Below are 14,560 nucleotides of genomic sequence, written 5' to 3'. Positions count from 1 at the left end.
CGCCGACACGTATTACGGTGGTCGCCATGCGCGTGGCGACCTGGAACGTGAACTCGGTGAAGCAACGGATCCCGCGCCTGCTGCCGTGGCTGGACGAGCGCCGGCCCGACGTCGTCTGCCTGCAGGAGACCAAGCTGTCCGACGATGCATTCCATGAGGCGCTCGGCGCCGATCTGGCCGAACGCGGCTACGAGATCGCCCACGCCGGGCAGGGGCAGTGGAACGGTGTCGCCCTGCTGTCGCGGGTCGGACTCGACGATGTGCGCGTCGGCTTCGACGGGATGCCCGGGTACCCCGATCCGACGACCCTCGAGGCGCGGGCGGTGTCCGCGGTGTGCGGCGGGCTGCGGATCTACTCGCTCTACGTGCCGAACGGCCGGACCCCGGACTCCGATCACTACACCTACAAACTGGAGTGGCTCGCCGCGCTCGCCGACGCGGTGGACGAGCCGGCGACGACGCTGCTGTGCGGCGACATCAACATCGCACCCGCCGACGCCGACGTGTTCGACCCGGACGCCTACGCCGGTCACACCCACGTCACCCCACCCGAGCGGGCGGCGCTGGCGAGGTTCGGAACGCTCGGCTTGCGCGACGTGGTCCGCGACCGCTGGCCGGACGAGCGGATCTACAGCTACTGGGACTACCGTGCCGGAATGTTCCACAAGGATCTGGGGATGCGGATCGACCTGATCCTCGCCGGGTCCGCCGCCGCCGACCGCGTGGCGGCCGCCTGGATCGACCGCAAGGCGCGCAAGGGGACCAAGCCCAGCGACCACGCCCCGGTCATCGTCGACCTCGACACCGCACCCGACGGCGACATCGGCCCCGTCGTCCCGCCGCCGTCGAATCCGGCGAAACCCGCTGCGGCCAAAGTGAAACTGCCGCAGACGCCGGAGTGATCCGGGACCGGTCTCGCTGACACCGGTCGCGTGACACCCACCACGTCCGGGCCGACCGCGACTCGAGCGCCCGCGCCGCGATCGTCGACCCCGTGGTTCGGCGGTCAGAGTTCGCCGGCCCTTGATCGCGACTGCCCGTTCGGCCCGCCGATCGCGAAGTTCGCAGGCCCGACCGGGGGCACTCGTGCCTGCCGGGAGCACGCCCCGGCGGGGCCTCGACGCCGTGACCGGATGGGTGTAAGAGTGGAGAAGGTATAGCCGAGCACGAATGTCGTCGGGCCCGAGCGCACATCGCCTGTTCACCCGCAGGTGGCGCAGAGGATCCGTTTTTTGACCTGTGTAAACACGATCGGTACAGTGGATCGTCGGTGCCCGGCCCATGCTGGGCCAGTCCGCATGCCCGGCTTACGGCTCGTCTCGAGCCGGTCGACGAGAACGATGAGTACTCGGAACACGCCGCGGCACGAGGGGCTGACAAGCGAATCCGCTGTCGAGTGTATGACACGCCCGACCTCGGGGTAGCGAAAATGTACTGACCAGCACAGACGTGCTGGTGGGGCGAGTTGTGGAAGCACGGAGAATCGGTCTCGAGCCGGTTCTGCGGACTTGCCCGGAGCACCAACCACAACTGACGACAAAGAGGAATGAACACCTAGTGCCAACAATCAATCAGCTGGTCCGCAAGGGCCGCCACGACAAGGCCGCCAAGACCAAGACCGCGGCCCTCAAGGGAAGCCCGCAGCGCCGTGGTGTCTGCACCCGCGTCTACACCACCACCCCGAAGAAGCCGAACTCGGCGCTTCGTAAGGTCGCGCGTGTGCGTCTGACCAGCTCTGTCGAGGTCACCGCTTACATCCCCGGCGAAGGCCACAACCTGCAGGAGCACTCGATGGTGCTCGTCCGCGGCGGTCGTGTGAAGGACCTCCCGGGTGTGCGCTACAAGATCATCCGCGGCTCGCTCGACACCCAGGGTGTCAAGGACCGCAAGCAGGCTCGCAGCCGCTACGGCGCCAAGAAGGGGAACTGATAAGTCATGCCACGTAAAGGACCCGCTCCCAAGCGCCCCCTCATCAACGACCCCGTCTACGGTTCGCCGGTCGTGACCCAGCTGGTCAACAAGATCCTGCTGGACGGCAAGAAGTCGACCGCCGAGCGCATCGTCTACGGCGCGCTCGAGCAGGCTCGCGAGAAGACCGGCACCGATCCGGTCGTCACCCTCAAGCGCGCCCTCGACAACGTCAAGCCCACCCTCGAGGTGAAGAGCCGCCGCGTCGGTGGCGCCACCTACCAGGTGCCGATCGAGGTCAAGCCGAACCGTGCCAACACCCTCGCGCTCCGCTGGCTCGTGACCTTCAGCCGTCAGCGCCGTGAGAAGACCATGGTCGAGCGTCTCGCCAACGAGCTCCTCGACGCCTCCAACGGCCTCGGCGCTTCGGTGAAGCGTCGCGAGGACACCCACAAGATGGCCGAGGCCAACCGGGCGTTCGCGCACTACCGCTGGTAACCCGAAGCTCGCTTCGGGTTGCGCCGCAGGCGCGGCTTGAAGACAAATCAGTCTTTAGTCCGATAACTTCCCGAAGGGAATCAAGTGGCACAGGAAGTGCTCAGCGACCTGAACAAGGTGCGCAATATCGGCATCATGGCTCACATCGATGCCGGCAAGACCACCACGACCGAGCGAATCCTCTTCTACACCGGTGTGAACTACAAGATCGGTGAAACCCACGACGGTGCCTCGACCACCGACTGGATGGAGCAGGAGAAGGAGCGTGGTATCACCATCACCTCCGCGGCCGTGACCTGTTTCTGGAACAAGAACCAGATCAACATCATCGACACCCCCGGTCACGTCGACTTCACCGTCGAGGTGGAGCGCAGCCTCCGCGTGCTCGACGGCGCGGTCGCCGTGTTCGACGGCAAGGAAGGCGTCGAGCCGCAGTCCGAGCAGGTGTGGCGTCAGGCCGAGAAGTACGAAGTCCCCCGCATCTGCTTCGTCAACAAGATGGACAAGCTGGGCGCGGACTTCTACTTCACCGTCCAGACCATCAAGGACCGCCTCGGCGCCAAGCCGCTGGTCCTGCAGCTGCCGATCGGTGCCGAGGACAACTTCGACGGCGTCGTCGACCTCATCGAGCAGAAGGCCATCACCTGGCGCGGCGTCGTGCCGACCGGTGCCGAGCCGACCGTCGAGGAGATCCCGGCCGACCTCGTCGAGAAGGCTGCCGAGTACCGCGAAGCGCTGCTCGAGACGGTTGCCGAGTCCGACGAAGCTCTCATGGAGAAGTACTTCGGCGGCGAAGGGCTCACCGTCGAGGAGATCAAGGGAGCGATCCGCAAGCTGACCGTGAGCCGTGAGCTCTACCCGGTCATCTGTGGTTCGGCGTTCAAGAACAAGGGCGTCCAGCCCATGCTCGACGCCGTCATCGACTACCTGCCGTCCCCGCTGGACGTGCCGTCGGTCGAGGGTCACGCCGTGGGCGACGAGGAGGAGATCCTCTCGCGCAAGCCGTCCGCCGACGAGCCGTTCTCGGCTCTGGCGTTCAAGATCGCGGCTCACCCGTTCTTCGGCAAGCTGACCTTCGTGCGTGTCTACTCGGGCCACATCACGGCGGGCACCCAGGTGCTCAACGCGACCAAGGGCAAGAAAGAGCGCATCGGCAAGCTCTTCCAGATGCACGCCAACAAGGAAATGCCGGTCGAGGACGCCACCGCGGGCCACATCTACGCGATGATCGGTCTCAAGGACACCACCACCGGTGACACCCTCTGCGATTCGGCGAACCCGATCGTGCTCGAGTCCATGAGCTTCCCGGACCCGGTCATCAACGTCTCGATCGAGCCGAAGACCAAGTCCGACCAGGAGAAGCTGGGCACCGCGATCCAGAAGCTCGCCGAAGAGGACCCGACCTTCTCGGTCAAGCTCGACGAGGAGACCGGCCAGACCGTCATCGGCGGCATGGGCGAGCTCCACCTCGACATCCTCGTCGACCGCATGAAGCGCGAGTTCAAGGTCGAGGCGAACGTGGGCAAGCCCCAGGTCGCCTACCGCGAGACCATCCGCAAGACGGTCGAGAAGCACGAGTTCACCCACAAGAAGCAGACGGGTGGATCGGGCCAGTTCGCGAAGGTCATCGTCAAGCTCGAGCCTCTCGTGGACGCCGAGGACGGTGCGACCTACGAGTTCGTCAACGCCGTCACCGGTGGCCGCGTGCCGCGCGAGTACATCCCGTCGGTCGACGCCGGCGCCCAGGACGCCATGCAGTACGGTGTCCTCGCCGGTTACCCGCTGGTGAACCTGAAGCTCACTCTCCTCGACGGTCAGTACCACGACGTCGACTCCTCGGAGATGGCCTTCAAGATCGCCGGTTCGCAGGCCCTCAAGGAAGCTGCGAAGATGGCCAGCCCGGTCATCCTGGAGCCGATCATGGCCGTCGAGGTCACGACTCCCGAGGATTACATGGGCGATGTCATCGGCGACCTGAACTCCCGCCGTGGCCAGATCCAGGCCATGGAGGAGCGCAGTGGTGCACGTGTCGTCAAGGCACAGGTGCCGCTGTCGGAGATGTTCGGCTACATCGGAGACCTTCGGTCGAAGACCCAGGGCCGGGCAAACTACTCCATGGTGTTCGACTCGTACGCGGAAGTTCCCGCGAACGTGTCGAAGGAAATCATCGCGAAGGCCACCGGCGAGTAGTTCCGGTCCCTAGCGACATGCGCTGGCCGAACAAGCCCGGCGCAACCACGTAAGTGAAAATCCTGCTGGGATCCGCCCAGTAGAGCAACAACAGTCCAGGAGGACAATCAAGTGGCGAAGGCGAAGTTCGAGCGGACCAAGCCGCACGTGAACATCGGCACCATCGGTCACGTCGACCACGGCAAGACCACCCTGACGGCTGCCATCACCAAGGTGCTGCACGACAAGTACCCGACCCTCAACAAGAGCTTCGCGTTCGATCAGATCGACAAGGCTCCTGAGGAGAAGGCGCGCGGCATCACGATCAACATCTCGCACGTCGAGTACGAGACCGAGAAGCGTCACTACGCCCACGTCGACGCCCCCGGTCACGCCGACTACATCAAGAACATGATCACCGGTGCTGCTCAGATGGACGGCGCAATCCTCGTGGTCGCCGCCACCGACGGCCCGATGCCGCAGACCCGCGAGCACGTGCTGCTGGCCCGCCAGGTCGGTGTGCCCTACATCCTGGTCGCCCTGAACAAGGCCGACATGGTCGACGACGACGAGATCATCGAACTCGTCGAGATGGAGGTCCGCGAACTGCTGGCCGCCCAGGAGTTCGACGAGGAAGCCCCCGTCGTCAAGGTCTCGGCTCTCAAGGCCCTCGAGGGTGACCCCGAGTGGACCAAGTCGGTCGAGGAGCTCATGGCTGCCGTCGACGAGTCGATCCCGGATCCGGTTCGCGAGACCGAGAAGCCGTTCCTCATGCCCGTCGAGGACGTCTTCACCATCACCGGCCGCGGCACCGTGGTGACCGGTCGTGTGGAGCGTGGCGAGGTCAACGTGAACGAGGAAGTCGAGATCGTCGGCATCCGCGAGAAGAGCACCAAGACCACCGTCACCGGTATCGAGATGTTCCACAAGCTCCTCGATTCCGCACAGGCAGGCGACAACGCCGGTCTGCTGCTCCGCGGCCTCAAGCGTGAGGACGTCGAGCGCGGTCAGGTCATCGTGAAGCCGGGCACCACGACCCCGCACACCGAGTTCGAGGGCCAGGCATACATCCTGTCCAAGGACGAGGGCGGCCGTCACACCCCGTTCTTCAACAACTACCGTCCGCAGTTCTACTTCCGTACCACGGACGTGACCGGCGTCGTGACCCTCCCCGAGGGCACCGAAATGGTCATGCCGGGCGACAACACCGAGATGAGCGTCAAGCTCATCCAGCCGGTCGCCATGGACGAGGGCCTGCGTTTCGCCATCCGCGAGGGTGGCCGCACCGTTGGTGCGGGTCGAGTCACCAAGATCAACAAGTGATTTCACTGTGATCTGTCTGACTCACTGAGTCGAACACCTAGGCGCCCCGGCCGCGAAAGCGGTTGGGGCGCCTTTGTCGTCGCGCGCGAGATTCTGCGCTGACTTGCCTGGCGACGGTGTCGTCGGAACACATTGGTAACTTCAGTAACTGCAGTCACTGTGGTCACTGCTTGGTCTCGATGTCGGGGCCCTATGGTCACAGCCGTAGCATCGTTGATCTCCGCCGAATTACTGTTCGGCGGTGCAGTTCTCACTCAGGCCCCGCCGCATGGCCCGTCGTCGACGTGCCATCGCCTTCGTGCTCGCGGTCATCGCCGTCGTCAGCATCGTCTCCGTCAGCTCGGGCAATGCCCAGGCGGCCGCGTCGTTCGGACGATTCCACGTCAGTGGATGTGGCATGCCCACCACCCCGGTGGACATGTGGACGCGCTGGGGCAACTACAAGACGGTGATCGCCCTCGACGGCCTCCGTGCCACCCGCGACATCAGCGGCTGGCGTCGGGACACGCGTGTGCAGCGCATCGCCGATTCGGGTGTGAACGTGATCCAGCCGGTCGGTGGCCTGGCCAGCTTCTACACCGACTGGGAGGCCGCCAGCCCGGCGAACAAGGTGAAGTACCGCTACCGCTGGACCTGCCGGCTCAACACGATCGTCCGGGAGCTCGACGCCCGCGGACTCGCGGTGGGACCGCGCGGCAAGTACGCCATCATGGGGATATCGATGGGCGGCAACGCGGCGATGATCTACGGCGCCTACCACCGCCGGCGCATCTCGCACGTGTTCTCGATGTCGGGATACCTCAACCTGTCTGCGCCGACGATGCGCGAGGCGGTTCGTCTCGCGCTCATCGACGCGGGGATCGGTGCCGGCGTCGGCCCCTTCAGTGCCGACGCGATGTGGGGCCCGCCCTGGAACGAGCGGTGGAGCCGCAACGACGCACTGGTGCAGTTACCCCGGATGCGGGGGATGAGGATTCGGATCGCCGCCGGTTCGGCGACATGGGGCAACCACAACGACGAACCCGTGGCCTCGGTCAAGGGCACGCCGCTCGAGGTGGTGTCGCTCGCGCAGACCCGTTCGTTCCAGGTCGCCGCGGCGCTGCAGGGGATTCCGGTCACCACCGACTTCCCCAGCGTCGGGACACACACCTGGGGGTACTGGGAGGAGATGGTGTGGCGGGCCAAGAAGGCCCGGTGGTTCCACGACCGGTGAGCCGCGTCGCCACGCGGGTGTGACGTGACGCGCACCGAAGGCGAATCGTAGGCTGGCCGGCATGCGTGTTCTGCGTCGAACCGGGGCCCCCGACATCGCGGTCCGCGTGGCCGGCGAGACCGATCGGGGCGTCCCGGTGGTGCTCGTCCATGGGATGGCGTCGGACAACTCGACCTGGCGCCGTCTGGCCTGCGCCCTGCGGGCCCGTGGGCGTGCGGTGGTGAGTGTCGACCTACGTGGGCACGGGCGCAGCGGGCGGGCCCAGGGGGCCTACCGGCTCGACGACTTCCGCGACGACCTGACCTACGTCCTGGACACCCTCGACATCTCCACCGTCGACCTGGTCGGTCATTCACTGGGTGCCCACACCGCGCTGCGGTTCGCGATGAGCCAGCCGTCCCGGGTACGTCGACTCGTGCTCGAGGAGGTGCCGCCGATGCCGCGCGACGAGGCGGACCTGTCCGAAGGGATCGCCGTGAAGGCGACCCTCGGTGAGCAGATCCGCGGCCTGCTCGCATTGGTGCGCAACCCGTTTCCCGTCATCCGGTACGACGGACGGATGGGGGACGAGATCATCGCGGAGTTCGACGTCTCCGCGCCGCACTGGTGGTCGGGGTTGCCAGGAGTCCGGGCGGCGGCGATGGTGATCTCCGGCGGCGACAAGAGCTTCCTGCCGCCCCGGCACCTGCGGTCGCTCAGCGACGCGCTGCCCGACTCGCGGTTCGTCACGATCGAGGCCGGGCACAGCGTCCACCGCGACCGCGGTGCGGAGTTCATCTCACACGTCGAGGAGTTCCTGGCCTACTGACGCGCCTCTGCCGGGGGTTACGCGGGCTTGTTGTGCAGCGGCCGCGGGTCGATGCCGACCTTCTGCCACGCCTCGTAGGCCCACGGGACGTACAGGTATTTGAGCGGGAGCTTGTTGACCAGCGGGTTGACCGCACGCATGAGTGCCGCGAAGCGCTGGAAATTCTTCTCGCGCTTCTCATTCCACTCGAGGCCGCACACGTCACGCATCTGCTGGGGGAGCGTTCCCACGATGACGGTGCGGATGAACGCGTTGAGCGGAGCGGACAGCACCTTCCACACCGGCGCGGGAATCTTCTTGGGCCGGGGGAGGCCCTGGCGGATGTAACCCGTCGCGTAGACGATCGTCTTGTGCGGGACGAACCGGTCGAGCATGTCGTCCCAGTACTCGACGAACTCGTCGTAGGTCTGCGGCTGGCCGCGGTCGCTGACGCCGTAGAGCTGGTACCAGACCTTGCTCTCCTCGAAGATCTGCACCTTCTCGGCGTAGCTCAGCCGTCGGATGAACGTGTCGGTGATGAACAGGACCTGATCGACGAAGGTGGCGTGCGCCCAGTAGAACAGCTCGGGGTTCAGGGCGTGGTAGCGCGAGCCGTCGCTGATGGTGCCCTTGATGTCGCGATGGAAGTCGCGCACGGTCCGGCCCCACTTCTCCGGCTCGGTGCTGTAGACGGTGCGCATGACCGGGGGGCCGGTGCGCTTCGCGCGGCCGAGGAAGTCGCTGAAGATGACCGAGTGGTCGAGTACGGCCTGCCCGAGTTGTTCGATGCAGTTCTCCGTACCGGCGAGACGCTGGAACCCGAGGAGGCCCCGGTTGTCGCCGTAGAACTTCCAGACGAGTGACTCGGCCCCGAGTCGGGGTCGGACGATCTCACCGCCGGTGTCCGGGGTGTCGTCGACGATCATCGGTTCCGCCTCGCGGATACCGGCATCGAATCCCTGGTTGACTGACATGAGGGCGAGGGTAGCGCACCTGGAACAAACTGGGAAGGTTGTTCCAACGATTTCGGCGGCGGATCCGTCGCGGTGGACCGGGAGGACGAGACGAGATGGCCAACACCGGAGGCGACTCTCTGGGATTCGGTCGCCCTGGGGCGAGGGCGGTTCCCCGCTTGTTCCCCGCGGTCATTCCCGACGTGGAGGAGCTGTTGCAGACGGCCGTCGTCGTGCGGCTGCCGATGCGGACCCGCTTCCGCGGGCTGACCGCGCGCGAGACGATGGTGTTCGCCGGGCCGGCGGGCTGGGGCGAGTTCGGCCCGTTCATCGAGTACGACGACGCGGAGGCGGCGTCGTGGCTGCGCGCCGGTGTCGAGGCCGCCTATCTCGGCCCGCCCGACCCGGTGCGCGAGACGGTGCCGGTCAATGCGACGGTGCCGGCGGTACCGGCCGACGAGGTGGCCGGGCTGCTGCGGCGTTACCCGGGTGCGGGCACCGCGAAGGTGAAGGTCGCCGAACCGGGTCAGACGCTCGACGACGACGTGGCCCGGGTCGCGGCGACCCGTGAGGTGATCGGGCGGGTCCGCATCGACGCGAACGGCGGGTGGACCGTCGACGAGGCCATCGCGGCGATCCGCGCCATCGGCGACGTCGAGTATGCCGAACAGCCTTGTCGCACAGTCGAAGAGCTGGCCGCTGTCCGACGCGCTGTCGGTGTGCCGATCGCCGCGGACGAGTCCATCCGCAAGGCCGACGACCCGTTCCGGGTGGTCGCCGCCGAAGCCGCCGACGTCGCGGTGGTCAAGGTCGCGCCGCTCGGCGGGATGCGGGCGACGCTCGAACTCGCCGATGGCCTCGGCCTGGACATCGTGGTCTCGAGTGCCCTCGACAGTGCCGTCGGCATCGCGGCGGGTGTGGCCACCGCGGCGGCTCTGCCGCGTCTGGATCTCGCGTGCGGGCTCGGTACCGGATCGCTGTTCACCGCCGACGTCGCGCCGCCGTTCCTGATGCACGACGGGGTCGTCGAGCCGCGCTGGTTCGGACCGGGCCGCGCGCTCGACGTCGCTGCGCACGCCGCACCGCCCGATCGCCAGCGGTGGTGGCGGGAGAGGTTACGGCGCTGCCACCGGCTGCTCCGGAACTGACCCTCTCTGACGGGCGGTCCGCCCCCGCGCAGTAGCCGCACTTGCGGGACCCGACCGTAGGAACGATTTTTCCTCTTTGTGTCAACATGGTCTAATATGCGAGGTGGGTCACACAGGGGGCTCTCGGGCTGTAGGAGGTGGTCATGACATCGGTGGTCATGGCATCGGTACCGGCGACGGCGCCGCCATCCGGCGGCCTGTTCGACGCCCCGTGTCCGGTCCTCGACGGCGAGATCCCCGAGCAGGCGGAGGACGAACGTCACCGGATCGCCCGGATGCGGTTCGGCGGCGGCGTCGACGATCGCATCGGGTTGTACTTTGGCCAGATGGAGATCAAGACGATCATGCACCGCTCGCCGAGTCGGTACGAGTGGTCGGCGCCCGCCGAACACGACCTGCCCGCGGCCCCCAGCTCGCGTCTCGTGCCCGGGGTACGCCGTCCCGTCACACCTCGGCGGCGATGACGATGGTAGACAGCGGCACCAGGACTAGCACGACGACCCGGACGTCGACACGCAAGACGCGCAACACCGCCAGCCCTGCAGACCAGGAAGCGGCCATCCTCGCCGCCGCGGGTGCAGAGTTCGCCGAGGTCGGTGTGCGGCGGGCCAACATCGACGAGGTCGCGGCGCGTGCCGGGGTGAGTCGTAGCACCCTGTACCGGCGATTCCCCAACAAAGACGCACTGCTCTACGCCGTCGCCAACGACGCGTACGAGACCGGAATGCAGAAACTCGAGGCGTCGGTGAAGGGGCTGGGCCCCAAGGCCGCGCTGGTGGAGGCCTTCGCCGTCGGTGCCGACTGGGTGAACTCCGACCCGCTCCTGAGTCGAATCGTCCTCACCGACTCCGAGATCAAGAGCGTCACCTCGCGGATGACCTCGCTGTTCATCGACATGGTCACCGACCGCGTCGCCGCGACCCTGCGCGACGAGGGTGCGCAGATGCCCATCGAGGACCTCCTCGAGGCCGTCGAGATCCACGTGCGCCTGGTGATCTCGCTCCTGGAGACCCCGCCTTCCAACCCTGAACGCACCGAACCGCAGCGGGTCCGGGACTTCGCCGAGAAGTTCCTCGCCCCGATGATCTGGTGACCGCCCGCCCTTAGGTCCGGCGGCCGGAGGGGCGTGCTCACCGGGCCGCAACGTCCACATCCGTTTCGCATCGACCCACTCGAAGGAGAACCAATGAGCCTGCGCGACACACTGTCCCGGAAGCCCGATCACGACACCATCCGTTCCGCGGTGAAGGACAAGGTCGTCGTCATCACCGGTGGTGCACGTGGAATCGGATTCGAGACCGCCACCCAGTTGTTCGACGCCGGCGCCAAGGTCGCCATCGGCGACATCGACGGCGACGCCGTGGGCAAGGCCGCCGCCGACCTCGGTATCGAGGGCATCGAGGTCGACGTCACCAAGCGGGAGTCCTTCGACGCCTTCCTGACCGAGGTCGAGTCGCGTCTTGGTCCGATCGATGTGCTCGTGAACAACGCAGGCATCATGCCGGTCGGGCCGTTCCTCTCCTACGACGACACGATCATCCGACGCACCTTCGACATCGACGTCATCGGCGTCATCCTGGGTTGCCAGGAGGCGGCCCGCCGGATGGCGCCGCGCCGAACCGGTCACATCGTCAACATCGCCTCCACTGCCGGTCGCATCCCCACCCCCGGCCTGACCATCTACAACGGGGCCAAGTCGGCGGTGATCGAGTTCTCCGAGGCGCTCGGCGCCGAGCTCGCACCGGAGGGCATCAAGGTCAGCGCCGTCCTGCCGACCTTCACGCGCACCGCCCTGATCTCCGGCCTGCAGACCAACAAGTTCATCCAGACCGTCGAGCCGGGTGAGGTGGCCGCGGTCGTCGTGGAGACCATCGCGCGACCGGTCACCCGGGTGTACGCGCCTCGGTCGATGCGCTGGGCCGACTCCGCACCCCTCCTGCCGCAGGCGATGAAACGCCTCTCGCGCAAGCTGACCAAGCTCGACTCGATCTTCATGAACCCGGACCAGAACGCGCGCGCCGCGTACTCGAGCCGGATCCGCGGCGAGAAGGTCGACACCAAGGAGAGCGCGCGCCTGTCGTCGTGACCGGGATCGACAGGGGGCGAGCCATGGCCGGGGCTGCGGGACGCTCGGACATCGCGGCCGCGCGCGCGGCGCGACGCGGACTCCGGGACGCACTCGACGACCTGACCTCGCTGGAGGTAGATGCCGGTCTCCGGCGCAGACCACCACGACGCCGGTGGGTCGTCCTCACCCTCGGCCTGGTCGGCTCACTCGTTCTGGCCGGCGTCGCCGTGGTTGCCTGGCTCGACGCGCGAGATGCCTATTCCGACGCCGACTTCGAGCAGGCCGCCGCGGATCGCGTGGCACTGCTGATCGCGCCGGACAGTCGTGATCCGCTCCGCGCCCGCGAGATCCTGGCGGGCGCGACGGGCGCCTTCTACGAGGAGTTCGCCCAATCCGCCGACAGCTACCGCGCATTCGTCGACGCCAACGGTGCGGTGACGGAGTCGTCGGTCGAGGGGACGGGGATCTCGGCCCGCGAGGGCGACACCGCAACGGTTCTCGTCGCCGCCACCGCCGTCTTCGACAAACCCGGAGCGGCCACCGCATCGCAGCCGCGCCGGTTCCGGTTGCGGGTGCTGGTCACCCCGGACGAGGGCTCGTTGAAACTCGGGGCGGTGCAATACCTCCCATGACGTCGTCCGATACACCACGAAAGCAGTCCGATACACCGCGAAAGCCGTACGGCACACCGCGAAAGCGGTCCGATACACGGCCGGGCAGACCTTCCGAGCTGCCGGCCGGGGCACCGCCGGCCCGGCCGATGACCCGGCGGGCGGCCGGCGGCCGACTCTCGATCGCGACGGTGGCACTCGTCGTCGCCCTGGTGGCGGTGGCCGTGCTGTGGCGGGACAGCAGTGCCGGAGAATCGCTGCAGCGCAACCGGGATGAGCTCCGCGAGCGGGCGGGGACGATCGTGGCCGAGGTGTTCTCCGTCGATTCGGCCCACTGGCGAGCAGACCGGGCACGCGCGCGTGACCTCGTGGCCGGCGAGTTCGTGCAGACCTATGGGACACAGCTCGATCGGCCTCCGGAGCCGGGCACCCTCGCGGTCGCCTGGCGGCCCGAGATCGTCAGCATCGTCGAGACCGATGCCGCCGAAGGTCGGGCACTGCTACGGGTCGCGGTGACCGTGCGCGGCGAGACGGCACCCGAGGTGACCGTGAGCAGGTCGATCCTCGCCCGCTTCATCAGATCCGACGACACGTGGCTCCTGGCGGCGGCGGACGTGATCGGATGACCGGCGTGAGCGAGACCTCCACCACCCGAATCGAACTCGCCCGAGCCCGCGTCGACGCCGCGCGGCGGGCAGCGCGCACGGCTCGCATCGCCGCCGCGCCCGCGCTGCGCGAACGCGCACTCCGGCGGACGCGGATGCTGCGCGTCGGGCTCGTCGCGGTGGCGGTCGTGGTGGCCGTCCTGATCGTCGCGGCCGGCGTCCTGTTCTGGCAGATCCGTGTTCAGCACGACCAGCAGGCGCTGGAGAACGACGTGCTCGCCTCGGCCCGCGACGCCGTCACGGTGATGCTGAGCGCCGACCCCGCCGACCCCGCCGGCTATGTGGACGCGGTCGCGGGTGTCAGTACCGGACCGCAGCGCGAACGCATCGACGCCGCACGCGAAGCCCTCGCCGACGCGGTGCGCGGCCAGCGGGGACCCAGTGTCGGCCAACTGATCTCGGCCGGACTCGTGCGCGATCCGTCGTCGGACGAGATCGGCACCAGTGTCGAGGTTCTCGTCGTCGCCGACGCCACCGATCCTGTCCTGCTGGGCGGGTCACCCGATTCCGGCGCGGCGGCCGGAGAGGTCGACGCCACCGGCGAACGGGTCACCGCACTGATCACGATGACCCGCACCGACGCCGGCTGGAAGATCTCGCGAGCGGGGCGGCCATGACCTCCACCGCTCGGCGCGCGGCCGATGCTCCTCTGCTGGAGCCGCGCTGGACCCGACGGCAACGCCGCCGAACCGGACTCATGGTCGCCGGCATCGTGGTGGCACTCGTCGTCGCGGTGATCGCCGGGGTCGCGGCATCGCGACCAGGGCGGGACCCGACCGCGGCCGAGCGCGCCGCGATCCTCACCGCCACCGGCGAGGCGGTCGGCGCGGTGATGACCTTCTCGCCCGACGATCCGCCCGATCGGCGTCGACGCACCGATGCGTTGCTCACCGACCCGATCCGGTTGGAGTATCGCAACCGCGGAGCCGACGTCGTCCTGCCCGGGGCGCGGGTGTCGGGCATCGAGATGACCGGGCAGGTGGTCGGGGTCGGCCTGCACGACAACTCGTCCGACCGCGCGAAAGTGCTGGTCTTCGTCGACCAGGCCCTGTCGTCCACCCGGTCGCAAGTGTCTCCGGGCCCGGGGGGCTCGGGCGAACCCGCGGGGAGGACGACCCCTACCGCGAGGTGGGCACTTATGCGTAAGGTCGACGGGAATTGGCTGCTGTCCGACCTGCAACCGGTCGGGGACGTGACCCGTTGAGGCGCGGCACATA

Annotated in this window: 16 protein-coding genes; 15 read left to right on the top strand and 1 reads right to left on the bottom strand. The window is 67.6% G+C overall.

Translation table 11 applies throughout. The features are described 5' to 3' along the window. Window positions 1–26 precede the first annotated feature (26 nt). From H1R19_RS18050 to H1R19_RS18020, 7 genes are all read left to right on the top strand, one after another. On the top strand, window positions 27–902 hold the full coding sequence (locus H1R19_RS18050; protein ID WP_219849726.1) for an exodeoxyribonuclease III: 876 nt from the start codon (window positions 27–29) through the stop codon (window positions 900–902). 655 nt (window positions 903–1,557) lie between these two features. After that, window positions 1,558–1,929, top strand: a complete 372-nt coding sequence (gene rpsL, locus H1R19_RS18045; RefSeq protein ID WP_004020596.1) for a 30S ribosomal protein S12 — start codon at window positions 1,558–1,560, stop codon at window positions 1,927–1,929. Window positions 1,930–1,935: 6 nt separating this feature from the next. Continuing rightward, the gene (gene rpsG / locus H1R19_RS18040; RefSeq protein WP_188328764.1) at window positions 1,936–2,406 is read left to right on the top strand and encodes a 30S ribosomal protein S7; all 471 of its coding nucleotides are present in this window, start codon (window positions 1,936–1,938) and stop codon (window positions 2,404–2,406) included. 84 nt (window positions 2,407–2,490) lie between these two features. Continuing rightward, window positions 2,491–4,596 (top strand): elongation factor G, encoded by a 2,106-nt coding sequence (fusA, locus tag H1R19_RS18035; RefSeq protein WP_188328763.1) that lies wholly within the window; start codon window positions 2,491–2,493, stop codon window positions 4,594–4,596. A gap of 111 nt (window positions 4,597–4,707) precedes the next feature. Beyond that, window positions 4,708–5,898, top strand: coding sequence for an elongation factor Tu (gene tuf / locus H1R19_RS18030; RefSeq protein ID WP_188328762.1), 1,191 nt, complete (start codon window positions 4,708–4,710; stop codon window positions 5,896–5,898). Between the two features lie 268 nt (window positions 5,899–6,166). After that, complete coding sequence (locus H1R19_RS18025) at window positions 6,167–7,111, top strand: alpha/beta hydrolase (protein WP_219851762.1); 945 nt, start codon at window positions 6,167–6,169, stop codon at window positions 7,109–7,111. A 61-nt stretch (window positions 7,112–7,172) separates the two neighbouring features. After that, a complete protein-coding gene (locus H1R19_RS18020) occupies window positions 7,173–7,919 on the top strand; it encodes an alpha/beta fold hydrolase (protein WP_219849725.1) in 747 nt (248 codons plus the stop codon). Between the two features lie 17 nt (window positions 7,920–7,936). On the opposite strand, the gene H1R19_RS18015 is transcribed toward H1R19_RS18020, so the two are convergent. Then, a complete protein-coding gene (locus H1R19_RS18015) occupies window positions 7,937–8,872 on the bottom strand; it encodes an oxygenase MpaB family protein (RefSeq protein WP_188328760.1) in 936 nt (311 codons plus the stop codon). A gap of 95 nt (window positions 8,873–8,967) precedes the next feature. On the opposite strand from H1R19_RS18015, the gene H1R19_RS18010 reads away from it, so the two are divergent. The 8 genes from H1R19_RS18010 (at window position 8,968) to H1R19_RS17975 (ending at window position 14,547) form a co-directional block, all read left to right on the top strand. Next, complete coding sequence (locus tag H1R19_RS18010) at window positions 8,968–9,999, top strand: o-succinylbenzoate synthase (RefSeq protein WP_219849724.1); 1,032 nt, start codon at window positions 8,968–8,970, stop codon at window positions 9,997–9,999. 143 nt (window positions 10,000–10,142) lie between these two features. Then, the gene (locus H1R19_RS18005; RefSeq protein ID WP_188328758.1) at window positions 10,143–10,463 is read left to right on the top strand and encodes a hypothetical protein; all 321 of its coding nucleotides are present in this window, start codon (window positions 10,143–10,145) and stop codon (window positions 10,461–10,463) included. Continuing rightward, window positions 10,460–11,092 carry a TetR/AcrR family transcriptional regulator gene (locus tag H1R19_RS18000; RefSeq protein ID WP_188328757.1) on the top strand — a complete coding sequence of 211 codons (633 nt, stop codon included), beginning with the start codon at window positions 10,460–10,462 and terminating at the stop codon, window positions 11,090–11,092. The genes H1R19_RS18005 and H1R19_RS18000 overlap by 4 nt, the downstream gene beginning before the upstream one ends. A 93-nt stretch (window positions 11,093–11,185) precedes the next feature. Further along, complete coding sequence (locus tag H1R19_RS17995) at window positions 11,186–12,085, top strand: SDR family oxidoreductase (RefSeq protein WP_188328756.1); 900 nt, start codon at window positions 11,186–11,188, stop codon at window positions 12,083–12,085. A gap of 23 nt (window positions 12,086–12,108) precedes the next feature. Continuing rightward, on the top strand, window positions 12,109–12,699 hold the full coding sequence (locus H1R19_RS17990; protein WP_219849723.1) for a hypothetical protein: 591 nt from the start codon (window positions 12,109–12,111) through the stop codon (window positions 12,697–12,699). Further along, window positions 12,696–13,304 carry a hypothetical protein gene (locus H1R19_RS17985; RefSeq protein WP_308258820.1) on the top strand — a complete coding sequence of 203 codons (609 nt, stop codon included), beginning with the start codon at window positions 12,696–12,698 and terminating at the stop codon, window positions 13,302–13,304. Before H1R19_RS17990 ends, H1R19_RS17985 begins: the two co-directional genes overlap by 4 nt. After that, window positions 13,301–13,960, top strand: coding sequence for a hypothetical protein (locus tag H1R19_RS17980; RefSeq protein ID WP_219849722.1), 660 nt, complete (start codon window positions 13,301–13,303; stop codon window positions 13,958–13,960). Before H1R19_RS17985 ends, H1R19_RS17980 begins: the two co-directional genes overlap by 4 nt. Next, window positions 13,957–14,547, top strand: coding sequence for a hypothetical protein (locus tag H1R19_RS17975; protein WP_219849721.1), 591 nt, complete (start codon window positions 13,957–13,959; stop codon window positions 14,545–14,547). Before H1R19_RS17980 ends, H1R19_RS17975 begins: the two co-directional genes overlap by 4 nt. Window positions 14,548–14,560: the final 13 nt, after the last annotated feature.

The organism is Gordonia jinghuaiqii, assembly GCF_014041935.1.
Lineage (GTDB): Bacteria > Actinomycetota > Actinomycetes > Mycobacteriales > Mycobacteriaceae > Gordonia > Gordonia jinghuaiqii.
This window is presented reverse-complemented; position numbering and strand designations above follow the sequence as displayed.

Coding starts and splice junctions, on each gene's coding strand:
- H1R19_RS18050 (WP_219849726.1), top strand. CDS start 27: ATGCGCGTGGCGACCTGGAACGTGAACTCGGTGAAGCAACGGATCCCG.
- H1R19_RS17980 (WP_219849722.1), top strand. CDS start 13,301: ATGACCGGCGTGAGCGAGACCTCCACCACCCGAATCGAACTCGCCCGA.
- H1R19_RS18015 (WP_188328760.1), bottom strand. CDS start 8,872: ATGTCAGTCAACCAGGGATTCGATGCCGGTATCCGCGAGGCGGAACCG.
- H1R19_RS18025 (WP_219851762.1), top strand. CDS start 6,167: ATGGCCCGTCGTCGACGTGCCATCGCCTTCGTGCTCGCGGTCATCGCC.
- rpsG (WP_188328764.1), top strand. CDS start 1,936: ATGCCACGTAAAGGACCCGCTCCCAAGCGCCCCCTCATCAACGACCCC.
- H1R19_RS18000 (WP_188328757.1), top strand. CDS start 10,460: ATGACGATGGTAGACAGCGGCACCAGGACTAGCACGACGACCCGGACG.
- H1R19_RS17975 (WP_219849721.1), top strand. CDS start 13,957: ATGACCTCCACCGCTCGGCGCGCGGCCGATGCTCCTCTGCTGGAGCCG.
- H1R19_RS17990 (WP_219849723.1), top strand. CDS start 12,109: ATGGCCGGGGCTGCGGGACGCTCGGACATCGCGGCCGCGCGCGCGGCG.
- H1R19_RS17995 (WP_188328756.1), top strand. CDS start 11,186: ATGAGCCTGCGCGACACACTGTCCCGGAAGCCCGATCACGACACCATC.
- H1R19_RS18020 (WP_219849725.1), top strand. CDS start 7,173: ATGCGTGTTCTGCGTCGAACCGGGGCCCCCGACATCGCGGTCCGCGTG.
- H1R19_RS17985 (WP_308258820.1), top strand. CDS start 12,696: ATGACGTCGTCCGATACACCACGAAAGCAGTCCGATACACCGCGAAAG.
- H1R19_RS18010 (WP_219849724.1), top strand. CDS start 8,968: ATGGCCAACACCGGAGGCGACTCTCTGGGATTCGGTCGCCCTGGGGCG.
- H1R19_RS18005 (WP_188328758.1), top strand. CDS start 10,143: ATGACATCGGTGGTCATGGCATCGGTACCGGCGACGGCGCCGCCATCC.